Raw genomic sequence first — 22,737 nt, 5'->3', positions numbered from 1 at the left:
GACAACAGCCGGTGTGTCACCGCGGCGAGGTCCGCCGTGACGTCCTGTCGCCGGTCGGACCGTCTGCCGTTCTCATCGAAACGGAGCGACGAGCCCCAGCAGGAGCGGCTACGGGAGGCTGCGGCCCATGCGCAGTCCTTTAGTCAGCGGCGCTGGTCGTGCACCATCAGCGCGACGCCGAGCGCCAGCCGGGAGTCGGGGTCGTCGAGGTCGACCTCGAGGATCTGCTCGAGCCGGTGGAGACGCTTGTAGAGCGCGGGGCGGCTGCGGTGGCTGACCCGGGCGAGCTCGGTCTTGTTGCCACCGACGGCGAGGTACTGGCGGAGCAGGGCGAGCATGCCGTCGTCGTGCGTGGCCTCGTGGACGAGCAGGTGGTCGAGCTCGGACTCCGCGAAGGCCTGCACCCGAGGGTCGTCGTGCAGCAGGGCGACGAGACCCCGGAGGCGGACGTCACGGGCGCGGAAGAACGGGCGCCGACGGCCGGGCGGGAGCGCGTGCGCGACCTCGGCGACGTGCCGGGCGTGCCGCAGGCTCGCGCCGGCGGTGAGGAGAGTGGCGGCCGGCTCGCCTGCGCCTACGGCGACGGCGTCGAGGTCGGGTTGGCGCAGGACCTGCGCGTGCAACGCATCGGCGAACGCCTCCAGCGCGGTGTCTTCGGGGCGGCCGCCGGCGGCGAGGAGGACGGCGACCTCGGCCGGGCCGAGCGAGCCGAGGAGGACGGGGACCCGTACGGTGCGTGCCGCCTGGGCGACGCGCTCGAGGAGTCCGCGGGCGCGGCGGTGGACGGCGACGGGGTCGGTCGGGCTCGTGCCGCGGGGCGCCGATCGCACCACGAGCGCGACGTACGGGGCGGCGGGCGGCAGCCCGAGTGAGCGCGCTCGGGCATCGGCTTCGGCGTCGTCGCGGATGCGACCGTCGGCCAGCTCGGAGAGGAAGCCGCCCTGCGCCTGGTGGGCGATCCCGAACCTGTCGCTCTCCGCCATCCGGCCGAGCTCGAGCGCCTGCGCGGCGCGTTCGAGGACCATCGCCAGACGTGCCTGGTCGGACGCGGGGTTGACGACGACGAGCCTGCCCCAGCGCTGCTGGAGCCCGACCGGCGTCACCATCCATCCCTCAGGTCCGGTCAGCCCCGCGGTCCCGGTGGGAGCAACGAGGCGGGAGCGCTTCTCCCAGTCCTTGAGCAGACCGCTGGCTGGCCGGCCGACGGCCGCGTACGCGACGACGTGCCGGGAGAGGTCCTCCAGGACGACGGAGGATCCGGCGAGCTCGGCGGTCGCCTCGACGATCGCCTGCGCGCCGGCGCCTTCGAGGCTGAGTGCGGTGAACCGCTCGTGCACCCGTCGCGCGAAGTCGACCCGCTCGTACTGCTCGGCGACGATCGCGCGGTGCACCTGCTCGGTGATCTCGACGAAGCGGGTCTTGCGCCGCAGGGCGATCACGGGGAAGCGGCGCTCGCGAGCCACGCGAAGCGCGGCGAGGGGGACCTCCGGGAACGAGTCGCCGACCTCGACGATCAGACCGGTTGCACCGGCCTCGACGAGATCGGCCACGTACGCCGCGGCGTCCTTGCCGCCGCCGCGCATCGCCAGCCCGGTCGAGAGCAGCAGCTCGCCGCCGGTGAGCAGCCCGGTCACCTCGCGCACCTCGCTCACGTGGACCCAGCGCACAGGGCGGTCGAGCCGGTCCGCACCGGACAGGACCTCGGGCTTGGCGGCGCGGACGGCGTCCGAGGCGAGGACGGCGCGCAAGGTCGGGAGAGGCACGGGATCAGCGTACGGTTCGTCGCCGCCGCGCGTGAGAGGGGCGACGGATCGTCGGTGGTCAGCGCTGGTCGCGCGCGTATGTGGAGGTTTGGCCGAGGAAAAGTCCCCAGATGTAGATTCCGCAGGGAGGTAGGCAGTGGATCGAGAGGTCCTCGGCATCGGTGCGCTTTCGCGGCTTCTCGGGCTGTCGGTGAGCCGCGTGCGGCAGTTGGCTGACGCAGAAGTGATCCCCTCGGTGCGGACAGCCGGCGGGCATCGACGGTTCGATCGGGCCCTCGCAGTCGCGTCGTACCGCGCTCATCGCCTGGCAGAAGTGGTCCCTGACCGTGCGAGAGTGCCTCGGTCACGCCAGAGGCTCGACCTGGCCGACCTGGCCGAGGATCTCGTCTGGCGCGATGTCCGCCTCACGCTCGGCGAGCTCGAGTCGCTGCCGCGTGCCCGTGTGATCGCTGGCTATGCCTTCACCGAGATCCTCAACAATGCCATCGATCACTCGAGCGGGTGTCACGTCGACGTGCAGGTGGGGATCGACGGCGGTGTCCTGTGGATCGAGATTGCCGATGACGGGGTCGGCACGCTGGCGCATCTCCGGGACTCGTTCGAGCTCCCTGACCTCTTCGCTTCGATCGCCGAGCTGACCAAGGGGAAGCGGACGACGATGAGCGAGGCGCACACGGGGGAGGGCATCTTCTTCACCTCCAAGGCGGTCGACACGTTCGAACTGGCGAGCAACGGTCTGCGCTGGTTCGTCGACAACCTGCGCGACGACATCAGGGTCGGGATCTCCGAGGTGGTGACAGGGACGACCGTCAGGCTCGCGATCGCGCTCGCGACCGAGCGTCATCTCGCTGAGGTCTTCGCCGAGTTCACGACGAATCATGAGTTCGCCCGATCGAGGCCCGTGATCGAGCTGTTCGAGATCGGCTCGGAGTTCGTGAGTCGGAGCGAAGCGAAGCGGCTTGCGGTCGGACTGGAGGAGTTCGATCAGGTGGAGCTGGACTTCGACCGTGTGGACATGGTCGGTCAGGGGTTTGTCGATGAGCTCTTCCGTGTGTGGGCGAACGAACATCCCTCGACCGAGCTCATTCCTGTACGGATGAATCCTGCCGTCGCTTTCATGGTGGAGCGTGGCCTCCCGCGCCGGTGAGCTGCGCCGGACAGTCCGTCTCCTGCGGGAGGTTGTCGGTGACACATCGTCAGTTGCCGTACGGGGGCCTGCGGGCTCACGCTCGTACCCATGAGCACTTCGACCCTGATCCCGCACTGGCTCGACGGCGCCCCGTACCTCGGCAGCGCCGAGACGGCGTCCGCCCGTACCGGTGACGTCACGAACCCCGCCACCGGCGCCGTGACCGCACAGGTCGCCTTCGCCGACGAGGCCGACGCCGAGCGCGTCATCGGCGCCGCCGCAGCAGCCGCCCGTGCGTGGGGCGAAACCTCGATCACCAAGCGGACCCAGATCGTCTTCGCGTTCCGCGAGATCCTCAATGCGCGCAAGGAGGAACTTGCCGCCCTGATCACCGCCGAGCACGGCAAGGTGCTCGACGACGCGCTCGGCGAGGTGACCCGGGGTATCGAGGTCGTCGAGTTCGCGTGCGGCATCCCGCACCTGCTCAAGGGCGGCTACTCCGAGGGCGTCTCCACGGGCGTCGACGTCCACTCCAAGCGCCAGCCGCTCGGCGTGGTCGGCATCATCAGCCCCTTCAACTTCCCGGCCATGGTGCCGATGTGGTTCTTCCCGATCGCGATCGCCGCGGGCAACACCGTCGTGCTGAAGCCGAGTGAGAAGGACCCGTCCGCCGCGCTCTGGATCGCCGAGCGCTGGAAGGACGCGGGACTTCCCGACGGTGTCTTCAACGTCCTCCAGGGCGACAAGGTGGCCGTCGACGCGTTGCTCGACAGCCCCGACGTCAAGGCCATCAGCTTCGTCGGCTCGACCCCGATCGCCCGCTACGTCTACGAGCGCGCCAGCCAGTCCGGCAAGCGCGTCCAGGCCCTCGGCGGGGCCAAGAACCACATGGTCGTCCTGCCCGACGCCGATCTCGAACTCGCCGCGGACCAGGCCGTCAGCGCCGGGTATGGCTCGGCCGGCGAGCGCTGCATGGCCATCTCGGTCGTCGTCGCCGTCGGTGGCGTCGGCGACGAGCTCGTCGCGAAGATCGCTGACCGCACCCGCACGCTGCGTACGGGCGACGGGACCGAGGGCGCCGACATGGGCCCGCTTGTCACGCAGGTGCACCGCGACAAGGTCGCCTCGTACGTCGACGCCGGTGAGGAGGCGGGCGCCAAGCTCGTCGTGGACGGTCGTGACGTCGTCGCCGACGGTGGCGCCGACGGCTTCTGGCTCGGCCCGACGCTGCTCGACAACGTCACCACCGACATGAGCGTCTACACCGACGAGATCTTCGGTCCGGTGCTCTCGGTCGTCCGGGTCGACACGTACGACGAGGCTGTCGCGCTCATCAACGCGAACCAGTACGGCAACGGCGTCGCGCTGTTCACGAGCAACGGCGGTGCGGCACGCAAGTTCGAGTACGACGTCGAGGTCGGCATGATCGGCATCAACGTCCCGATCCCGGTCCCGATGGCGTACTACTCCTTCGGCGGCTGGAAGAGCTCGCTGTTCGGCGACAGCCACGCCCACGGCACCGAAGGCGTGCACTTCTTCACCCGTGGCAAGGTGGTCACCTCCCGTTGGGGCGACCCCGCGGTCAAGCCCGTCGGCGGCCTCGAGCTCGCCTTCCCGAAGAACAGCTGAGCGGGTTTCGACAGAGCTCAACCAGCGACAGAGCTCAACCAGCGAAAGGATCTCGATGAGCAACCGCACGTACGAGCTCGACCGCGCGCACGTCTTCCACTCGTGGTCGGCGCAGGCGGCGCTGACGCCGATGGTTGTCGAGAGCGCCGAGGGGAGCTACCTCGTCGACGACCAGGGCCAGCGCTACCTCGACTTCTCGTCGCAGCTGGTCTACACCAACATCGGCCACCAGCACCCGCGCGTCGTGAAGGCGATCCAGGACCAGGCGGCGACGCTGTGCACGATCGCGCCGCAGCACGCCAACGCGGCCCGCTCGCAGGCCGCGCACCTCATCGCCGAGCTCGCTCCCGAGGGGATGGACCGCGTCTTCTTCACCAACGGCGGCGCCGACGCCGTCGAGCACGCGGTCCGCATGGCGCGGCTGCACACCGGCCGCCGCAAGGTGCTGAGCCGCTACCGGTCGTACCACGGCGGGACACAGACGGCGGTCAACCTCACCGGTGACCCGCGGCGCTGGCCGAACGACTACGCCGCCGACGGAGTGGTCCACTTCTTCGGGCCGTTCCTCTACCGCTCGGAGTTCCACGCGACGACTGAGGCCCTGGAGTGCGAGCGCGCCCTCGCCCACCTCGAGCACACGATCCAGATGGAGGGTCCGGCCACGATCGCCGCGATCATCCTCGAGACCATCCCCGGGACCGCCGGCATCATGCCGCCGCCGCCGGGCTACCTCGAGGGTGTGCGCGAGATCTGCGACCGCTATGGGATCGTCTGGATCGCCGACGAGGTCATGGCCGGCTTCGGGCGTACGGGCACGTGGTTCGCGCTCGACCTGTACGACGCGAAGCCCGACCTGATCACCTTCGCCAAGGGCATCACCTCGGGTTATGTCCCGCTCGGTGGCGTCATCATCTCCGAGCCGATCTACGACACGTTCGCCGAGCGCGTCTACCCCGGCGGCCTGACGTACTCGGGCCACCCGCTCGCGTGCGCGGCCGCCGTCGCGACGCTCGAGACGATGAAGGACGAGCGCATCGTCGAGGCGGCGGCGACGCTCGGGACCGACGTCCTCGGACCCGGTCTCGCCGAGATCGCCGCGAAGCACGCGTGTGTCGGCGAGGTCCGCGGCATCGGGGCCTTCTGGGCGCTGGAGCTGGTCGCCGACCCGCAGACGCGCGAGCCGCTGGCTCCGTACGGCGGCTCGAGCCCGGCGATGAACGAGATCGTGGCCGCGTGCAAGAAGAACGGGCTGCTCCCGTTCGTCAACTACAACCGCATCCACGTGGTCCCCGCGCTCAACATCGGCCACGACGACGCGCGCGACGGCCTGCGGATCCTCGACGAGGCCCTGTCCGTCGGCGACGCCCACGTGGCGCGTTAGCCATGGTGCGGTCGACCGTCTTCGAGCGACTCGCACCGCCCGCAGCAATCGTCGACGCGTCGCTCGAGGCGACGCGCGACGGCTGCTTCTGGCTCGACGACGTCGGTGACACCGTCGCGTACCCGCCGCTGGCCGGTGCGCACACGACCGACCTGCTCGTCGTCGGGGGCGGCTACACGGGCCTGTGGACGGCGGTGAAGGCCAAGCTGCGCAACCCTGGCACGCGCGTCGCCGTCCTGGAGGCGCAGACGGTCGGCTGGGCCGCGTCCGGGCGCAACGGCGGCTTCTGCGACGCGAGCCTCACGCACGGCGAGGAGAACGGCCGGTCACGCTGGCCCGACGAGTACGACACGCTCGAGCGGCTGGGGCAGGACAACCTCGAGTCGCTGTGCAAGGCGGTCGACGCGCTCGGCATCGACTGCGACCTGGAGCGCACGGGGTCGCTCGACGTCGCCGTGGAACCGCACCAGGTGGCGTGGCTCGAGGAGGGGTCCGGCGAATTCCTGGACACCGACGCCGTACGGGCGCAGGTCGACAGCCCGACGTACCTCGCCGGCGTCTGGCACCGCGACTCGACGGCGATGCTGCACCCGGCGAAGCTCGCCAAGGAGCTCGCTCGCGTCGCGGCGGGTCTCGGCGTCGAGATCTTCGAGTACAGCGCTGCCGAGTCGCTGGAGACGTCCGGGCGCCGCGGGCCGGTGCTCGTACGGACGCCGCGCGGTTCGGTGCGGGCGGACCGGGTGGCGCTCGCGACGAACGTGTTCCCGTCGTTGCTCCCGCGGTACGACCTGTTCACCGTGCCGGTCTACGACTACGCGCTGATGACCGAGCCGCTGACCGCCGCCCAGCGCGACGCGATCGGCTGGGACAACCGGCAGGGCGTCAGCGACATGGCGAACCAGTTCCACTACTACCGGCAGTCTGCGGACGGCCGGATCCTGTTCGGCGGCTACGACGCGGTCTATCACTACGGCGGCAAGGTCCGATCGGCGTACGAGCACCGGCCTGAGACCTATCGGACGCTCGCGTCGCACTTCCTCACGACGTTCCCGCAGCTCGAGGGCATCGGCTTCACCCACCGGTGGGCAGGCGCCATCGACACGTCGACGCGGTTCTGCGCGTTCTTCGGACTCGCGAAGCAGGGGCGGGTCGCGTACGCGGCCGGCTTCACCGGACTCGGTGTCGCCGCGACCCACTTCGCGGCCGACGTGATGCTCGACCGGCTGGCCGGCGAGCGGACGCCGCGGACCGAGGTCGAGATGGTCCGCAAGAAGCCTCTGCCGTTCCCGCCGGAGCCTGCCGCCGCGGTCGGCATCAACCTGACGCGGTGGTCGCTCGATCGCGCCGACCACCACGAGGGCGTACGCAACGCGTGGCTGCGGGCGATGGACGCCGTCGGCCTGGGGTTCGACTCGTGACGGGCGAATGGGCGGCCGCGCGGCTTCTGTCTGGGGACGTCGAGGCGCACCCCCTGCAGCCCGGCGCCCTCGACCCGGCCGACGTCGTGCACGGGACCCCGGCCGTCGCGTCGACGGCACTCGCGACGTTCGGTGACCTCTCGGTCGGCCTCTGGGAGATCACCGCGGGCGCCGTGCGCGACACCGAGATCGACGAGGTGTTCGTCGTGCTGTCCGGAGACGCAACCGTGCGCTTTGAGGACGGCAGCGCTCTCGAGCTGCGTCCCGGCGTCACCGCACGTCTGTACGCCGGCGACCGTACGGTGTGGGAGGTCCGCGAGACGCTGCGCAAGGTCTACGTGGCCTGACCGTCGCGGTTCTGGCCCCTCAGGGCCGCGCGCGAGGGATCATGGAGTGGTGAGAGTCCTCCGTGCTGCCCGACCGCGCCTGCTCGACGCGTCGTGGCGGATGCGGGTCGCGGCAGTGCTCGTGCTCACGCTGCTGAGCGGTGTGCTGCTCCTGGAGCTCGGCGGGGGCCGTGCCGACGCCGCGCGGTGCGAGCGGTTCACCGCGGAGTCGGAGGCGCGCCGCGCGGCGGTGCCGTCCGCGGTCGGCCAGCGGGTCGTCGTGATCGGTGACTCGTGGTCGGCGGGCCGAGGGCTCGACGATGCCGGTGACGCATGGACCGCCCGGCTGTCCGGCCAGGTCCACGTCGACGCGTTCTCCGGGTCGGGCTTCAGCCGGTACGCGAGCTCGTGCGAAGGCTCGTGGTTCGCCGGGCGGGCCGCGCGCGCCGTGGCCGGCGGTGCCGACCTCGTGCTCGTCCAAGGTGGGCTCAACGACGTCGACCAGCCGCTGGAGGCCGTACGAGCAGGCTTCGCGCGGGTGATGCGTGCGGTCGAGGGGCTGCCCGTCGTCGTGGTCGGTCCGGCAGTCGCCCCTGCCCGTGAGGCGGGTGTGCAGCGCGTCGACGCCGACCTCGCCAGACTGGCCGAGGCCCACGGCGCCTCGTACGTCTCGGCGGTCGGGCTCGACCTGGCCTACCTCGAGGACGGGCTGCACCTCACGCGCGACGGGCACCGGGAGTTCGGCGACTTCGTGAGAGGGAGCATCGAAGGGATCGCCCGGTAGGGTCCCCGTTATGAGCGAGAGCGCGCGCCCTGATCCGGCGGTGGTCGAGCTCGCGCACCGGATGTTCGACCTGGCGCGCGACGGCGACGCCGACACGCTGCTGGCGTACGTCGACGCCGGAGTCCCCGTGGAGCTGACCGACTCCAGCGGCAACACGCTGCTGATGCTCGCGGCCTATCACGGCCACGCCGACATCGTGCAGCGGCTGCTCGACGCCGGCGCGGACGTCAACCGGCTCAACGACCGGGGTCAGAGCCCGCTCGCCGGCGCCATCTTCAAGGGCGAGGACCTGGTGGTGTCGGTCCTCATCGGCGCGGGTGCAGACCCGGATCTGGGGACGCCGTCCGCGCGTGCGACGGCTGCGATGTTCGGCCGCGACAGCCTGCTGACCTGACCTCTCCGACCCCCTCGTGACCCTCGCGCGGGGCGAGGAGGTGCCGTTCGTCCTGCCGGCCCGCTGACGCAGTGTGCGCGAGACGCGGTGTACGCGGAGCAGGCGGGGGGCTAGAGTCGACCCCACGACAGGGGAGCGCGGGTGCCTACGGGCACGGCGCGCTGAGAGTGCGGAAAGGCCGCAGACCCTCCGAACCTGCACCGGTTAGCACCGGCGAAGGGAGTCATCCATGGCTGAGGCCATTCGTTCTCGCGCGTCCGCGACCACCCGCTACCGCACGGTCGACCTCGTCACCGTGGCGATGCTCGGCGTCGCGCTCGGCGTGGTCTTCTGGGGCTGGAACCAGCTGTTCGCCGTGGTCAGCGGCACCGCGCTGTTCGCGTTTCCGCCGAGCTCGGGGCTCATCTGCGGCGTCTGGCTGCTCGGCGGCGTCGTCGGCGGTCTCGTCGTCCGCAAGCCCGGCGCCGCCGTCGGCACCGAGCTCGTCGCGGCAACGATGTCGGCGCTGCTCGGCAACCAGTGGGGCATGTCCGTCGTCGTCTCGGGGCTGATCCAAGGGTTCGGCGCCGAGCTCGTCTTCGCGGTCCTGCTCTATCGGCGCTGGGGTGTCGTCGCGGCCGCGCTCGCAGGCGCGTTGGCCGGTGCGGGTGAGGCCGTGTACGAGTGGTTCGCGTACTACGCGGACTGGTCGTTCGGCTACCAGCTCACCTACCTCGCGTTCCTCGTGGTCTCGGGTGCGCTCGTCGCCGGCGTCGGTGGGTGGGCGCTGGTGCGTGCGCTCGCCTCGACCGGGTCCCTCGACGCCTTCGGTCCGGGCCGCGAGCACCACGAGCGCGCGGCAGCGACCAGCCCCGCACAGGCGTGACCGGCTCGGTCTCCCTCCGCGGCTTCGGCTGGCGTCCGCTCGGTCGGCGTTCGTCGGTCGTGGCCGATCTCGACCTGCGGATCGAGCCCGGCGAGCGGGTGCTTCTCGCGGGCCCCTCCGGCGCCGGCAAGTCGACGGTGCTCCGCGCCGCCGCCGGGGTGCTCGCGACCGCCGCCGACGGTGACCTGCTCGGCGAGGTCGAGACCGTGGGTCGCGTCGGGCTGCTCCTCCAGAACCCCGGGGACGCTGGCGTCGCCGATCGCCTCGGGCGCGACGTCGCCTTCGGTCTGGAGAACGCCCGCGTGCCGCGCGACGCGATCTGGCCGAGGGTCCGCGCCGCCCTCGAGGCCGTACGGCTGCCGTACGGGATCCAGCACCCGACCTCGGCGCTCTCCGGCGGCGAGCTCCAACGTGCCGCGCTCGCCGGGGTGCTCGCGTCGCGGGCCGACGTCCTGCTCCTCGACGAGCCGACGTCGATGCTCGATGACGCCAACGCCGAGGCCGTACGCCACTGCGTTGCCGAGGTGGTGGCCGAGACCGGCGCGACTCTCGTCGTCGTCGAGCACCGGCTCGCCGCGTGGCTCGGCCACGTCGACCGGGTCGTCGTGCTCGGGCGTGACGGCGCGGTGGTCGCCGATACCGATCCGGCGACGTTCGCGGAGACGATGCGTGACGACCTCGCGTCGGCGGGGGTGTGGATGCCGGGTGCGCCCGCGCCGGTGGCGGCCCCGCCACCGGCTGCCCTCGTCACGCCGCGCGATCCTGCGCCGACCCTCGAGGCCGTCGCGCTGAGCGTCGACCTTCGCCGCAGCGACGTCCGGGGGACCACGCGCACACCCGCCCTCCGTGAGGTCGACGCCGTGCTCGTACCGGGAGCCGTCACCGTCCTCGGTGGGCCGAGCGGTGCCGGCAAGTCGACGTTGCTCGCGACGCTCGGCGGACTGCAGCGCCCGACCTCGGGGGAGGTGCGAGGACTGGGCGTGCCCCCACACCGGATGCGCTCTCGTGCGCTCGCCGCGGTCGTCGGGTGGGTCCCTCAGAATCCCGAGCACGGATTCTTGACGACCCGGGTCCGCGACGAGGTCGCGGCGACGTCTCGGCAGGTCGGGGCAGTGGTCGACGTCGACGCGGTGCTCGCGCACCTCGGTCTCGAGTCGTTGGCCGAGGTGAACCCGTACCGGCTGTCCGGTGGCGAGCAGCGCCGGCTCGCCCTCGCCGCCGCGCTCGCCCACCGACCGCCCGTCCTCCTGCTCGACGAACCCACGGTCGGGCAGGACCGTGGGACCTGGGCAGCGGTCGCCGGCTGGATGCTCGCGGCGGCCCGGGAAGGCGCGGCAGTTGCCGCGGCGAGCCACGACGGCGTGCTCGCGGCCCGCGCGGATCACCTGGTGCGACTCGCGGGCGGACGCAACGCCGAGCCGGCCAGGACTGCGGAGGACGCGCGATGAGACGCCTCGTCCCCGCCGCGAACCCCTTGGTTCTGCTGGCCGTGGGCATGCTCGCGATCGTGGCGTCGTTCGCCGTACACGACCTTCGTACGGCCGTCGTGGCCCTGGGTGCCTACGTGCTCGCGGGCGCGGTGCTGCTGCCGTCGCCGCGGTTCGCGCTGGCGCGGTTCACGGCGATCGCCGTGGCGTCGGTCTCGCTGGTGTGGTCGACGTGGTGGCTTGGCGGCCGCGACGTCGAGGTCGCACTGACAGCCGGTCTCAGGATCGTCGTCCTCGCTCTGCCAGGAGCGGTGCTGGCCGCCTTCGTCGACCCCTCGAGGCTCGCCGACCAGCTCGGGCAGCGGCTGAGGATGCCGGCGCGGCCGGTGGTTGCGTTCGCCGCGGCGATGCAGCGCTTCGGTGCCCTGCGCGAGACGTGGGGACAGCTCGACCGAACGCGACGTGCGCGTGGGTACGGGCCGACCCGCAACCCGCTCTCTCGTGCGCGGCACGCGGTGTCGCTCGCGTTCGGGCTGCTGGTCAGCGCGCTGCGTGACGCCGCGCGGATGTCGGTGGCGATGGATGCACGCGGGTTCGCCGGCGCGCAGACCCGTACGTGGGCCGAGCCTGCGCCGTGGACGCCTGCAGACTCCGGCCTGCTCGCGCTCGGTGTCCTCCTCGCCGCGGTCCCGTGGTTCGTACGGTGAGACGGCCGGTGTGCCGCACATCACGGCGGCACTCTAGGATCGGCGTGCCGTAAGCGATCGCTTAGTACGGAGGATTCCGGATGCGCACCTTCAAGAACCTCGCCGAGCTCGCGTCGTGCACGGGCGAGGAGCTCGGCGTCAGTGACTGGCACGAGGTCACTCAGGAGCAGGTCAACCTCTTCGCCGAGGCGACCGGCGACCACCAGTGGATCCACGTCGACCCGGAGAAGGCCGCACAGGGGCCATTCGGTCGGACCATCGCGCACGGCTACCTCACGGTGTCGTTGATCCCGAAGCTGTCGGCCGAGACCTACAAGGTCGAGAGCGTGAAGATGGGCGTCAACTACGGCTCTGACAAGGTCCGTTTCCCGGCGCCGCTGCCAGTCGGCTCCAAGGTCCGAGGGCGGGCGAAGCTCATCGAGATCGTCCCCGTCGCGCTCGGCCAGCGGGTCACGGTCGAGTTCACCGTCGAGGCCGAGGGCGTCGACAAGCCCGTCTGTGTCGCGCGGACGCTCGCGATCTTCGCCGAGTAGCCGCGCGCTTCCTAGAGGCTCTTGCCCCACACGTAGCCGAGGACCGCCAGCGCGACGGCGGCCGCCAGGATCCCGAACCCGTACGCGACGGCGAGCCCCCAGCGCTTCTCGCGGATCAAGTTGACGGTCTCGTAGCTGGCGGTGCTGAAGGTCGTGTACCCGCCGAGGAATCCCGTGCCGATGACGGCGCTGACGTCGGTCGAGGCGATGTTGCTCACGACCAGGCCGGTGAGGAAGCCCAGGACGAGCGAGCCGGTCAGGTTGATGATCGCGGTCGACCAGGGGAACTTCGAGTGGGTGGTCTTGGCCTTGATCATCGCATCGACCACGTAGCGCACGGTGGCGCCGAGCCCGCCGGAGACGATCATCAGGAGGAAGAGTGCGAACGTCATGTGCCGGACCCCGTCCCCTCGCTCTTGCGTTCGTGAAGGGTCGACGCGAGCGCGATGCCGGCGAACGTCGCGCCCGCGCCGATGACGACCGTCCCCACGGCGTACAGGATGCCGATGCCGGCCCGGTCGTCGTCGAAGAGCACGGCGGTGTCCGTCGCGAGCGAGCTGTAGGTCGTGAGGCCGCCGCAGAACCCGGTGCCGATGAGCAGCTTGAGCCGTGAGGTCAACTCCGGACCAGGGGCGGTACGGGTGAGTGCCTCGTACAGGTAGCCGAGCACGAACGCGCCGAGAATGTTCACGATCGGGACGACTATGGGGATGTTGTCCTCGTTCGGAACGGCGAGCATGAAGCCCTCGCGTGCCGCTACGCCGATGACCCCGCCGACGAAGACGAGCGCGATCGACGCACCCTTCAGGTACGCCGGCCGTGCCCCAGTGGTCATCATTCGACCATAGTGCGGCTTCACCGAGGGTGCGCGTCGGGTGTCGCGCACCTCAGAGGCGGACGGCGTCGCCCTTGTCTGCGGCGTTGACGGCGCCGGGTGAGATGTCCTCGGTGAGCGCCAGCACCGTCTGGTTGACCAGCTGGAGCTCGCGCAGGACGTCCTTCGTGGCGCGGGAGGCCGCAGGCGTCAGCCCGTCTTCCTCCTCCCCATCCTGCCCGTCGTCGCCGGTGACGACGGGGTTGACCGGTCCTGGGAGGCTCCCGCTCAGCGCGGTCGTCAGTGCGGTGACGTTCTCACTGGTGGCGCCGCCGAGGTCGCGCCAGTCCTCGGCCGTCGTGCTGACGCCTGCACTGATCGCGTGCTCGACCGCTCCGACGAGGTGGCGGGTGTGGTACATCAGCGACCAGACCGCCGTGAGCCGGCTCTCGACACCGCCCACCTCGAAGGCACCCACCGCGAAGGCGCTGGGGGCGAGTCGCAGCGGTGCGGCGGCGGTGTCGATCGTGCGGACGTGCTGCTCGGCGAGGAAGAGCCGCTGACGGATCGCGGACCTCGAGATCGTCCGGTCGCCGGCGAGCCGGCTCAGGCTCGCGCTCACGATCGCGTCGACGTCCTTCGCGAGGGAGGCGATGTCCTTGTTCACGACGGAACGGGTGCGTGTGGGCAGCACGACGACAGAGACGACGAGGGCGATCGCGGCACCGAAAAGCGTCTCCAGGACCCGGATCTCCAGCGCGAGCGTGGTGAGCCGACCGAGGAACTCGTACAGGAGGGCGAAGATCATCGTGGTCCAGAACGTCGACACCGCCGGGGCCACCGGGCGGTAGTACGTCGACCCGAAGACCGCGACGGCGAGCAGCGGGAGCACCACTGCGGCGTCGGCGTCGGTCGAGAGCACGACCCAGAAGCCGACCGCGGCGCCCGCGACGGTGCCGGCCACACGCTGCGCGCCCTTGACGAAGGTCTCGCCGTTGGTCCCACCCAGTACCTGGTACGCCGCGAGCGCAGCCCAGTACTGGTGGGTCGCGGAGACGATCTCGCCAATCGTCAGCGCGGCGCCCGTGGCGACGGCGGCCTGGGTGGCGAGGCGGGTCGTGGGGGACAACGGCCGGCCGCCGGCTGCGGCGTCCGGCGTCGGCGTCGCGACGGAACGGTCGGGCTCGCTGTCGACGCCGACGTCGTCGCTCAGGGCGGCGGTGAACGGGACGGTCGGGTCGAGGGTCGCCACCGCGACGGTCCGGAACTCGCGGGCGGAGCGGTGGAGGTCGCCGATCGCCTGGTACAGGAGCCGCGCCGCCTTCGGCCATGTCGGAGGTGGGTCGTCGTCGCTCCATGGGGCGAGCGGGGTCACGTCGCGTGCGGGCGCCTCCGCGCCCGGGATCCCTGGCTGTCTGGCCATCTGGACGAGGTGGGCCTGCAGAAGCTCGATCCGGCCCGCAAGTCGGCCACGCAGCTCCAGCGAGATCACCGTGCCGGTGACGTTGCGCGCCGCCATGACGAGGTTCGTGAGCGCGAGCTCGCTGTCGAACACCCGAAGCCGGAGCGCGGCGACTCGTTCGGCGGGGATGTCCGTCATGCTTTCGTCGGCGCTCAGCTGACCCTCGAGGAACGCCGCGTCTCTGCGGAGCTGGCGCTCGCTGAGAGAGACACGCCGACGGATGTCGGGATCCCACCGTGCCCCGGCGACGGCGTCGAGGAGCGGGTCCAGCGAAGACAGGAGGCGGTGGCCGAACCCGTCGATCCCGCTGCGGAGGATCCGGCGGGGTCGCGGCGGGAGCAGGACGTGGTTGAACAGGAATGCCATCGCGACGCCGACCACGGCCGCGCAGAGGTACGGCAGCACCTCCGAGATGTCCAGCCGCAGGATCAGGGCGAAGTAGTACGACATGAACGTGACGCGGCCGAGCGATGCCCAGCGAGGGCCGAACCGCCCTGACCAGACGCCCAGCAAGGCGACCACGACGACGAGGACTCCGGTCAGCAGGACAGAGTCGGAGACGAGGGCGCCCAGGAGCACGACGACCCCGATCGGGAGGACGACGAGGGCACTGGTGATCCTCGCGGCGCGGGGCGTCGTGCCTCCTGAGGCCCCGGTGCTCAGCATGCCCACGAACCCGCAGAAGATGGCCGGCTGCAGGGCGGTACGGCCGGTCGCGTCGAGGAACAGATAGAGGAGGAGCGCGGCGCTGACGGCCGCGAGGACGGCTCGGCTTGCCGCGCGCAGACGCGCGTACCCGGGATCGACCTGGGAGTGCCGCAGGTCCAGCGACGACCACCAGCGCGAGAGGCGGGAGCCTGCGGGGGCCGGGAGCTCGCGCGCCGGGTCGGGCTGCGGACGGACCGGTGACGACTCTTCCGCCAGAACGGTCTGCATGGCGAGAGTGTCGTGGCTGTGCAAGAGCGAGATCGGTCTGTCCGTGACGATGGCGGGTTGGTAGTCGAGGTCCTTGCTCACGGCGAGGGCGATCTGCTGGGCCCGGTACGCGAACGGCAGCCACTGGCTGTAGCGCTGATAGGCGTCGTCGATGTCGGCGAGCGGCTCGACCTGGGCGAGCCGCGCCATCGACGCGTCGAGGTCGACGAACTGGCCGACCCAGCCGTCTCCCGCGTCACGTCCGTGATCCCGGACGAGGGTCGTGAACTCCTCGGCGCTCACGACTTCGGGTACGTCGCGACTCTTCCAGGGTGCGCCCCTCTTTATGTACTCCCCGAACTCGAGGAACTGGAAGGTGAGAGGGACCAGTCCGGGGTCGGTCGACGCGGGGTGCCCCGAAGGCAGGCCCCATCTGAGCGCCCCGAGCGTCCCGGCGAGCATGCGGAGCGCGTACGGGAGCGCGAACTGGTCGTGTCCGCTCTGGAAGTAGTACGCGGCGTGGTGGAAGCGGAGACCGTCGGTGTACGCGGCGAACGCGCCGACGATGCCATCGAGATGGCCGTCGAGTCCGTTGGGCTGCCCGTCGCGGAAGAAGGGCGAGAGACTCGCGACGGGGGAGCCTGCACCACGTTCGACGGTGAAGAAATAGCGGCACAGGGTGTTGAGGTCGCTGATGACCGAGTACACGCCGAGCAGGAACGTGAGGACGAGGGAGATCAGGATGACGCCGGTCAGCGTCTCGGTGATGCTGAGGAAGCGCAGCAGGTCGGTCTCGGCTGTCAGCGACGAGCCGCCGACGGTCGACAGCTGAGCGGCGCTGAAGTAGAGCGCGTCGAAGAGCGTGAGCCCTGCGCCACTGCCCGAGACGGAGAACGACGACTTCGACATCAGCCCGTAGTAGACCAGCCCGAACCCGAGGATGATCCCGAACAGCCAGACGGCGATCACGACGACGATCTGGATGCCGGTGACCTGGCGCAGGCCGACCGCTCGCCAGCGACGGGGAAGCCGCCGGGTGATCTGACGTAGGACGCGCCACTGCACACGCGTCACCACGCCGCTGATGAACCCGGCCTCGTCGTAGTTCAGTGCCGTGAGGAAGACGTCGAGCAGTGTCGCCGTCAGGACGACGACGCCCAGGACGAACCAGATGGCCTCCACCCGGTCAGGCTAACGGCGCGGGCGAGATACGCCTCGCGAATCCTTCGCGCTGGTCAGACGCCTCTTTCGACTTGCGGTGCACACGGCCCCAGCGAACTATCGGATGAGGTACGACACACCCAGGTTGGTGTCTGTCCGTCGCCAGCCGCGAACATGAAAGGTGGTCGAGGCAATGAATCTCACGCCACGAGAGATCGACAAGCTCTACGTGTACCAGGTCGCCGAGCTGGCCCGGCGGCGGCGAGACCGCGGCACCAAGCTCAACCTCAGCGAAGTCCAGGCTCTCGTCTCCGAGGCAATCCTCGAGGCGGCACGTGACGGCAAGTCGGTCGCGGAGTGCATGGAGCTCGGCAAGCATGTCGTGTCCGAGGCTGACTGCATGCCCGGCGTACGCGAACGCCTTGCCTTGCTCCAGGTCGAGGCGACGTTCATCGACGGCAGCAAGCTCGTGTCCTGTCACGATCCTGTGGCGGCCTGACGTAATGCCGACGGGGGAGCACGGCGCGGTCACGACGGTTCTCGTCGGTGGCCACGAGAGCGCTCAGGGGAGCGACCTTGTGTCGCTGCTCGACGCGCTGCCTGGTGCTGTGGTGACCCCGCCCGGACGCGCGTTGCGCGACGCCGTCACGACGCACCTCGCTGCGGATGAAGCCCGCGTGGCGGTCCTTCCCATGACGTGGGGCCGGGACCCGGTCATGGTGGCCGACGCCGCCAAGACGTTGAGCTGGATCGCAGCCAGCGCCGGCGCCGGACGCGTGGCTCTGTGCCCGAGCTTCGGGACCATCGACCACATGGTTGCCTGGCTGCGTCGTGCTGCGACGGAGACGGCACGACAGTGCCACGGCAGTGGGATGCTCGTCACCGCGCCGTCGTCCAACCCGTTCGACGACGCGGAGCTGCATCGCATCGCCCACCTCGTGCGCACGCACGGTGCCGGCGTCCAGGTCGAGGTGGCGTGCGTCGCTGCCACGGCGGACCTGGCACACGCCGTGGACCGGGCTCGCCTGCTCGGTTCCGACGACGTGGTCGTGGTGCCGGCCGGCTTCGCGCGGACCGCACCGGCGGGGCTGCCCTCCGAGCACGCGACGTTCTTCGGACCGCTGCTCTCGGAGCGGGCCGTGCTCGACGTCATCCGTCGCCGGGTGGGTGCCGCGCAGCACGACCTGAGCCACGGGCTCGACGGGATCGCTGCCGGCCTCCTCGCGGACCACGGTCACGGGTACGCCCACTCACACGCGTTCGAGGTCGATGCGGGAGGTCATTCCCACCCGCATCCCCGTCACCACGCACCGTACGAGACGTCTGCCGAGCGCGGCGCCTCCCACGACGAGGTCCTCACCTCGCCCCACTGAGCCATCGGGCTACGCCTCTGGCGCGGGCCCGCACAGAGCGGAGGGAACCACATGCTGGGAAGCCCTAAGTACCACCACCTCGACGACGACATCGAGATCAATGCCGGGCGCGAGAGCGTCACGATCGCCGTGAGCAACACGGGTGATCGGGCAGTGCAGATCGGGTCGCACTTCCACTTCTTCGAGGTCAATCGCGCCCTGCTCTTCGAGCGGGAGAAGGCGTACGGGATGCATCTCGACATCCCGGCCGGGACCGGCGTGCGGTTTGAGCCGGGCGACACGCGCAACGTCACGCTGACCGCGTACGCGGGTTCGCGGCGCGTCTACGGGTTCAACAACCTCGTCGACGGCGGGCTCGATGCCGGACAGACCCGTATCGACGCGATGGCCCGGATGACCGAGGGCGAGTTCAAGAACGGTAAGCCGGCGGCACGTTCCCGACCGGCCAAGAAGTCCAGCGCGGCGACGAAGTCGACCGCGGCGAAGAAGACCGGCGCCGCGAAGAAGACCGGCGCCGCGAAGAGGGCGAGGAAGAACTGATGGCTATCGTCTCGCGCAAGCAGTACACGGATCTCTTCGGTCCGACGACTGGCGACAGGGTTCAGCTCGCCGACACCAACCTCGTCATCGAGATCGAGAAGGACTACAACGAGGGGCACTACGGCGACGAGGTCGTCTACGGCGGCGGCAAGTCCGCACGCGACGGCATGGCGGCCGATCCACAGGCCACTGGCGCACAGGGTGCCCTCGACCTCGTCATCACCAACGCGATCGTCCTCGATCCCGTCCTCGGTGTGGTCAAGGGCGACATCGGGGTCAAGGACGGCAAGATCGTCGGTGTCGGCAAATCGGGCAACCCGGCCCTGCAGGAAGGGGTCGACCCCCGCCTGGTCGTCGGCGCTGTGACCGAGGTGCTCGCGGGGGAGCACTGCATCGCGACCGCCGGGGCGATCGACAGCCACGTGCACTACATCTCTCCGCAGCAGGCGCTGGCGGCGCTGTCGAACGGCATCACGACGCTGTTCGGCGGCGGCACCGGACCGACGGACGCCACGAACGGCGTCACCACGACGCCGGGTGCATGGAACCTCCACCGCATGATCCAGGCTGCGGAGGACGTGGGGGTCAACATGGGCTTTCACGGCAAGGGCAACGGCTCCCTGCCAGCGGCGCTCATCGAGCAGATCGAGGCCGGGGCCTCCTCGCTCAAGGTGCACGAGGACTGGGGCTCGACGCCAGCGGTCATCGACAACGCGCTGACCGTGGCCGACGAGTACGACGTTCAGGTGTCGATCCACACCGACAGCCTCAACGAGGCTGGGTTCGTGGAGGACACGATCTCCGCCATCGACGGTCGGACGATCCACACCTACCACACCGAGGGTGCGGGCGGTGGTCACGCGCCGGACATCATGAGGGCTGCGGGCTACCCCAACATCCTCCCGTCCTCGACGAACCCGACGCTCCCGTACACGGCGAACTCGGTGGACGAGCTGCTCGACATGGTGATGGTCTGCCACCACCTGTCGCACGACATCCCCGAGGATGTCGCTTTCGCGGACTCGCGGGTGCGTGCGGAGACCATCTCGGCGGAGACCGTGCTGCACGACGAGGGCGTCTTGTCGATGTTCTCGTCGGACTCGCAGGCGATGGGGCGCATCGGTGAGTCCGTGACGCGCGCGTTCCAGACGGCCCACCACAACAAAGAGGTGCGCGGCCCGCTGCCGGAGGACGACGAGGGCAACGACAACTTCCGGGTGCTGCGCTACCTCGCCAAGGTGACGATCAACCCGGCGATCACCCAAGGCGTCTCCGACTACATTGGATCGCTCGAGGCCGGGAAGATCGCCGACATCGTGCTCTGGCCGGTCTCCTCCTTTGCCGCGAAGCCGCGGATGGTCATCAAGGGCGGCCTTATCAACTGGGCGCTCATGGGGGACCCCAACGCCTCGCTGCCGACGCCTCAGCCGGTGTACTACCGGCCGATGTTCGGCGGGTACGGCAAGGCGCAGCAGAAGACGCGGGTCACCTTCATGTCCCAGGCCGCCATCGACCTGGGCGTCCCGGAGCAACTGGGGCTGGAGAGCCAGGTGCTGCCCGTGCGGCGGTGCCGGGCGATCGGCAAGCAGCACATGATGTACAACGACCAGCTGCCGGTCATCGACGTCGACCCAGAGACATACAAGGTGACGTACGACGGGAAGCCAGCACACATCGAGCCGGCGGAGTCCTTGCCGCTGACCCAGCTGTTCTTCCTCGCCTGAGACCGCGATGACGTCGACCGCAGTGCGTGACCTCCTGGTGAGCCTCCAGCTCTCCGACTCCGCGTTCCCGAGCGGCTTCTACACGATGTCGCACGGGCTCGAGGGGTTCAGCCAGGCGCGTGCGGTCGACCAGGACGGGATCGAGGGTCTGCTCATCGGACTGCTGCGGCACTCCGTCGGCCCGGGGGACGCCACGGCGCTCGCCCGGGCGCACGAGGCGGTCGAGGACGGTGACTGGGAGCGCGTACGCCGGGTCGACGAGATGCTGTTCGCCGCGAAGCTCAACGCAGAGATGCGCCGGGCGTCGGTGCGCAGCGGTCACCAGCTCACCGACATCGCACTCGAGGCGATCGGGGGACCGGAGCTCGAGGAGTGGAAGCGGGCCGTGGCCGCCAAGGAGACGCCGGGCTGTCAGCCGGTCGCGACGGCAGTCGCCTATGCGGCGACCGGCGTAGGCACGGAGCAGGCGGTCGCCTCGGACATGTTCGCGTTCGCGGTGAGCTTCCTCGGGGCGGCTCTGCGTCTGCGGCTCTCCGACCATCGGCACGTGCAGGTCGTGCTGCACGCGGTCGGACCTGTCATCGCCGAGGAGGCCGCCGAGGCGGTCGGTCGTGACCTCGAGGACATGGGCGGGTGCGTCCCGATGGCGGACGCCATGTCCGCCCAGCACGAGCGCGCGGAGGCACGACTCTTCGCGAGCTGACGACACCACAGCGAGGCAAGAGCGACGAGAACGAGGAGGACGAATGAGCGAGGACGTGCTGCGGATCGGCATCGGAGGACCGGTGGGCTCGGGCAAGACGGCGCTGACGGAGGCACTCGTGCCTCGGCTCTTCGCCGCCGGCCGGCAGCCCGCGGTCATCACCAACGACATCTACACGCAGGAGGACGCGCAGCATGTGCGTCGTGAGCTCGCGGGGGTTCTGGACCCGGATCGGGTGGTCGGCGTCGAGACGGGCGCCTGCCCCCACACCGCGGTCCGCGACGACCCGACGATGAACCTCGCCGCGGGAGCCGAGATGCTCGAGCGGTTTCCGCAGGTCGACACGCTGGTCTACGAGTCGGGCGGGGACAACCTGACGCTCACGTTCTCGCCGTCGCTGGCCGACGTCTTCGTCTTCGTCCTCGACACGTCCGAGGGGGAGAAGATGCCACGCAAGAGGGGGCCCGGGATCACCGACTCCGACATCCTTGTGATCAACAAGATCGACATCGCCCAGTATGTCCGGACCGATCTCGAGGTCATGGAGTCCGATGCCCGTCGGGTGCGCGACGGCAAACCGGTGGTGCTCACGAACTCGCTGACGGGGGAGGGTGTCGACGCGCTGCAGGACCAGATCCTCGCTGCGTGGGAAGCCCGCCCGGCGGTGCTGTCGCGATGAAAGCCGCCACCGTCCGCGCCGTGTCGCCCACACCCGCGAGCGGTCTGGCGCCGGCGTCGCGGTACGGCGGGCACCGGCTCGATCCTTCGTACTACGAGCCTGACCGGGTGCCGCGCGAGGTCGCACGCTTCAGCGGCGTGCCGGACACCCTGCCGTCCGGCAGCCCCGGGAAGGTCGGGGTGCTCCAGCTCGAGTTCGGCCGGACCGGCAATGGGACTGAGCTGGTCCAGCACTACCAGAAGTCGCCGCTGCAGATCATGCGCCCGCTCTACTACGACCTCGCCCGTCCCGACATGCCGTACACGTATCTCATGTCGACCGGGGCCGGGATCCTCCAGGGCGACCGGCTCCGTACCGACCTCACGTTCGGAGCGGGCACGTCGGCGTACGTGACGACATCGGCGTACACGAAGGTGCTGCGGATGGAGCACGACTACGCGGTGGCCCAGACCAACATCTCGGTCGCCGAGGACGCTTACCTCGAGTACCTGCCGGACCCGGTCATCGCCTTCGGCGGCGCGCGCCTCTATCAGCGCACGTCGGTGACGCTCGCGCCGTCGGGGACGCTCGTCCTGGGCGAGACGCTCATCTCAGGACGCCTCGCCCGCGACGAGCGCCACCAGTACACCGCGATCGCGTCGGACCTCGAGGTACGTCGTCCCGACGGGGCGATGGTCGCACTGGACCGCGTGCGCCTGACCCCCAGCGACGGGGTCACCGGTGGACTCGCGGTGCTGGACGATCACGACGTCCTCTCCACGCTGTACGTATTCACGCCAGGTGCCTCGGTGGGCGAGGTCAACGACCTCCTTCACGCGGCGCTACGGCCGTCCTCCGCCGCTGGCCTCGTCCTCGGGGTCAGCGCGCTCCCCGCTGACGCCGGCGTCTGGGTCCGGCTCCTGGGCGATGACACTCAGGTCGTCCTGCATGCGATCACGCTGGCCTGGCGCGCCCTGCGATGCCTGCTCACCGGCATCGATGCCCCCGCCATCCGTAAGAGCTAGGAGCCG

General features: G+C 70.3%; 21 protein-coding genes, 2 pseudogenes and 1 riboswitch. Of the genes and pseudogenes, 19 read left to right on the top strand and 4 right to left on the bottom strand.

Features of this window, described 5'->3' with window-relative positions:
* Nucleotides 1–143 precede the first annotated feature (143 nt).
* Complete coding sequence (locus H4N58_RS18465) at nt 144–1,763, bottom strand: PucR family transcriptional regulator ligand-binding domain-containing protein (protein ID WP_167006628.1); 1,620 nt, start codon at nt 1,761–1,763, stop codon at nt 144–146.
* 136 nt (nt 1,764–1,899) lie between these two features.
* Here H4N58_RS18465 and H4N58_RS21015 point away from each other — a divergent pair.
* The 12 genes and pseudogenes from H4N58_RS21015 to H4N58_RS18410 all read left to right on the top strand — a co-directional run.
* Nucleotides 1,900–2,016, top strand: a pseudogene (locus H4N58_RS21015) (hypothetical protein); the annotation flags it as partial.
* Nucleotides 2,017–2,097: 81 nt separating this feature from the next.
* Nucleotides 2,098–2,910, top strand: coding sequence for an STAS-like domain-containing protein (locus H4N58_RS18460; RefSeq protein ID WP_243845136.1), 813 nt, complete (start codon nt 2,098–2,100; stop codon nt 2,908–2,910).
* 90 nt (nt 2,911–3,000) lie between these two features.
* On the top strand, nt 3,001–4,521 hold the full coding sequence (locus H4N58_RS18455; protein ID WP_167251310.1) for a CoA-acylating methylmalonate-semialdehyde dehydrogenase: 1,521 nt from the start codon (nt 3,001–3,003) through the stop codon (nt 4,519–4,521).
* A gap of 55 nt (nt 4,522–4,576) precedes the next feature.
* Entirely contained in the window at nt 4,577–5,902 is a 1,326-nt protein-coding gene (locus tag H4N58_RS18450; RefSeq protein WP_167006619.1) for an aspartate aminotransferase family protein, read from the top strand.
* A gap of 2 nt (nt 5,903–5,904) precedes the next feature.
* On the top strand, nt 5,905–7,320 hold the full coding sequence (locus H4N58_RS18445; RefSeq protein WP_208322927.1) for an FAD-binding oxidoreductase: 1,416 nt from the start codon (nt 5,905–5,907) through the stop codon (nt 7,318–7,320).
* The gene (locus tag H4N58_RS18440) at nt 7,317–7,667 is read left to right on the top strand and encodes a cupin domain-containing protein (RefSeq protein WP_243845137.1); all 351 of its coding nucleotides are present in this window, start codon (nt 7,317–7,319) and stop codon (nt 7,665–7,667) included. The genes H4N58_RS18445 and H4N58_RS18440 overlap by 4 nt, the downstream gene beginning before the upstream one ends.
* A gap of 49 nt (nt 7,668–7,716) precedes the next feature.
* Complete coding sequence (locus tag H4N58_RS18435) at nt 7,717–8,430, top strand: SGNH/GDSL hydrolase family protein (protein WP_167251312.1); 714 nt, start codon at nt 7,717–7,719, stop codon at nt 8,428–8,430.
* Between the two features lie 10 nt (nt 8,431–8,440).
* Complete coding sequence (locus H4N58_RS18430; protein WP_167006612.1) at nt 8,441–8,824, top strand: ankyrin repeat domain-containing protein; 384 nt, start codon at nt 8,441–8,443, stop codon at nt 8,822–8,824.
* A gap of 119 nt (nt 8,825–8,943) precedes the next feature.
* Nucleotides 8,944–9,063: riboswitch (TPP riboswitch) on the top strand.
* A complete protein-coding gene (locus H4N58_RS18425; RefSeq protein ID WP_167006609.1) occupies nt 9,054–9,689 on the top strand; it encodes an ECF transporter S component in 636 nt (211 codons plus the stop codon). Its footprint overlaps the riboswitch before it by 10 nt.
* A complete protein-coding gene (locus H4N58_RS18420) occupies nt 9,686–11,137 on the top strand; it encodes an ATP-binding cassette domain-containing protein (protein WP_167006606.1) in 1,452 nt (483 codons plus the stop codon). Before H4N58_RS18425 ends, H4N58_RS18420 begins: the two co-directional genes overlap by 4 nt.
* A complete protein-coding gene (locus tag H4N58_RS18415; protein WP_167006603.1) occupies nt 11,134–11,823 on the top strand; it encodes an energy-coupling factor transporter transmembrane protein EcfT in 690 nt (229 codons plus the stop codon). Before H4N58_RS18420 ends, H4N58_RS18415 begins: the two co-directional genes overlap by 4 nt.
* Nucleotides 11,824–11,903: 80 nt before the next feature.
* Complete coding sequence (locus H4N58_RS18410) at nt 11,904–12,356, top strand: MaoC family dehydratase (RefSeq protein ID WP_167006600.1); 453 nt, start codon at nt 11,904–11,906, stop codon at nt 12,354–12,356.
* 11 nt (nt 12,357–12,367) lie between these two features.
* On the opposite strand, the gene crcB is transcribed toward H4N58_RS18410, so the two are convergent.
* From crcB to H4N58_RS18395, 3 genes are read right to left on the bottom strand one after another with little or no spacing between them, the layout of a single operon-like run.
* A complete protein-coding gene (gene crcB, locus H4N58_RS18405; protein ID WP_167251314.1) occupies nt 12,368–12,748 on the bottom strand; it encodes a fluoride efflux transporter CrcB in 381 nt (126 codons plus the stop codon).
* Nucleotides 12,745–13,191 carry a CrcB family protein gene (locus H4N58_RS18400; RefSeq protein ID WP_208322456.1) on the bottom strand — a complete coding sequence of 149 codons (447 nt, stop codon included), beginning with the start codon at nt 13,189–13,191 and terminating at the stop codon, nt 12,745–12,747. The genes crcB and H4N58_RS18400 overlap by 4 nt, the downstream gene beginning before the upstream one ends.
* A 52-nt stretch (nt 13,192–13,243) precedes the next feature.
* Entirely contained in the window at nt 13,244–16,729 is a 3,486-nt protein-coding gene (locus tag H4N58_RS18395; protein ID WP_167251316.1) for an FUSC family protein, read from the bottom strand.
* Nucleotides 16,730–16,901: 172 nt separating this feature from the next.
* Between H4N58_RS18395 and ureA the strand changes: the two genes are divergently transcribed.
* The 7 genes and pseudogenes from ureA (at nt 16,902) to H4N58_RS18360 (ending at nt 22,731) form a co-directional block, all read left to right on the top strand.
* Nucleotides 16,902–17,207: an urease subunit gamma gene (ureA, locus tag H4N58_RS18390; protein ID WP_167006588.1), complete on the top strand. Its 306-nt coding sequence runs from the start codon at nt 16,902–16,904 to the stop codon at nt 17,205–17,207.
* A 4-nt stretch (nt 17,208–17,211) separates the two neighbouring features.
* Entirely contained in the window at nt 17,212–18,081 is an 870-nt protein-coding gene (locus tag H4N58_RS18385) for a sirohydrochlorin chelatase (RefSeq protein ID WP_167251319.1), read from the top strand.
* Nucleotides 18,082–18,132: 51 nt separating this feature from the next.
* Nucleotides 18,133–18,441: pseudogene (ureB, locus tag H4N58_RS20765) on the top strand (urease subunit beta); the annotation flags it as partial.
* A gap of 179 nt (nt 18,442–18,620) precedes the next feature.
* Nucleotides 18,621–20,345, top strand: a complete 1,725-nt coding sequence (gene ureC, locus H4N58_RS18375) for an urease subunit alpha (RefSeq protein ID WP_167006579.1) — start codon at nt 18,621–18,623, stop codon at nt 20,343–20,345.
* A gap of 7 nt (nt 20,346–20,352) precedes the next feature.
* Nucleotides 20,353–21,048 carry an urease accessory protein UreF gene (locus tag H4N58_RS18370; RefSeq protein ID WP_167006576.1) on the top strand — a complete coding sequence of 232 codons (696 nt, stop codon included), beginning with the start codon at nt 20,353–20,355 and terminating at the stop codon, nt 21,046–21,048.
* A gap of 43 nt (nt 21,049–21,091) precedes the next feature.
* On the top strand, nt 21,092–21,727 hold the full coding sequence (gene ureG / locus H4N58_RS18365; RefSeq protein WP_167006573.1) for an urease accessory protein UreG: 636 nt from the start codon (nt 21,092–21,094) through the stop codon (nt 21,725–21,727).
* On the top strand, nt 21,694–22,731 hold the full coding sequence (locus H4N58_RS18360) for an urease accessory protein UreD (protein ID WP_208322928.1): 1,038 nt from the start codon (nt 21,694–21,696) through the stop codon (nt 22,729–22,731). The genes ureG and H4N58_RS18360 overlap by 34 nt, the downstream gene beginning before the upstream one ends.
* The last annotated feature ends 6 nt before the right edge of the window (nt 22,732–22,737 follow it).

Source organism: Mumia sp. ZJ1417, from assembly GCF_014127285.1.
Classification (GTDB): Bacteria; Actinomycetota; Actinomycetes; order Propionibacteriales; family Nocardioidaceae; genus Mumia.
Note: the sequence above shows the minus strand (reverse complement) of the source record. Positions and strands in the feature narration are given on the sequence as shown.

Excerpts from the sequence above, each read along its gene's own strand:
- H4N58_RS18400 (WP_208322456.1), bottom strand. The coding sequence starts at position 13,191 with ATGACCACTGGGGCACGGCCGGCGTACCTGAAGGGTGCGTCGATCGCG.
- H4N58_RS18410 (WP_167006600.1), top strand. The coding sequence starts at position 11,904 with ATGCGCACCTTCAAGAACCTCGCCGAGCTCGCGTCGTGCACGGGCGAG.
- H4N58_RS18385 (WP_167251319.1), top strand. The coding sequence starts at position 17,212 with ATGCCGACGGGGGAGCACGGCGCGGTCACGACGGTTCTCGTCGGTGGC.
- H4N58_RS18415 (WP_167006603.1), top strand. The coding sequence starts at position 11,134 with ATGAGACGCCTCGTCCCCGCCGCGAACCCCTTGGTTCTGCTGGCCGTG.
- H4N58_RS18455 (WP_167251310.1), top strand. The coding sequence starts at position 3,001 with ATGAGCACTTCGACCCTGATCCCGCACTGGCTCGACGGCGCCCCGTAC.
- H4N58_RS18450 (WP_167006619.1), top strand. The coding sequence starts at position 4,577 with ATGAGCAACCGCACGTACGAGCTCGACCGCGCGCACGTCTTCCACTCG.
- H4N58_RS18430 (WP_167006612.1), top strand. The coding sequence starts at position 8,441 with ATGAGCGAGAGCGCGCGCCCTGATCCGGCGGTGGTCGAGCTCGCGCAC.
- H4N58_RS18445 (WP_208322927.1), top strand. The coding sequence starts at position 5,905 with ATGGTGCGGTCGACCGTCTTCGAGCGACTCGCACCGCCCGCAGCAATC.
- ureC (WP_167006579.1), top strand. The coding sequence starts at position 18,621 with ATGGCTATCGTCTCGCGCAAGCAGTACACGGATCTCTTCGGTCCGACG.
- crcB (WP_167251314.1), bottom strand. The coding sequence starts at position 12,748 with ATGACGTTCGCACTCTTCCTCCTGATGATCGTCTCCGGCGGGCTCGGC.
- ureA (WP_167006588.1), top strand. The coding sequence starts at position 16,902 with ATGAATCTCACGCCACGAGAGATCGACAAGCTCTACGTGTACCAGGTC.
- H4N58_RS18425 (WP_167006609.1), top strand. The coding sequence starts at position 9,054 with ATGGCTGAGGCCATTCGTTCTCGCGCGTCCGCGACCACCCGCTACCGC.
- ureG (WP_167006573.1), top strand. The coding sequence starts at position 21,092 with ATGAGCGAGGACGTGCTGCGGATCGGCATCGGAGGACCGGTGGGCTCG.
- H4N58_RS18370 (WP_167006576.1), top strand. The coding sequence starts at position 20,353 with ATGACGTCGACCGCAGTGCGTGACCTCCTGGTGAGCCTCCAGCTCTCC.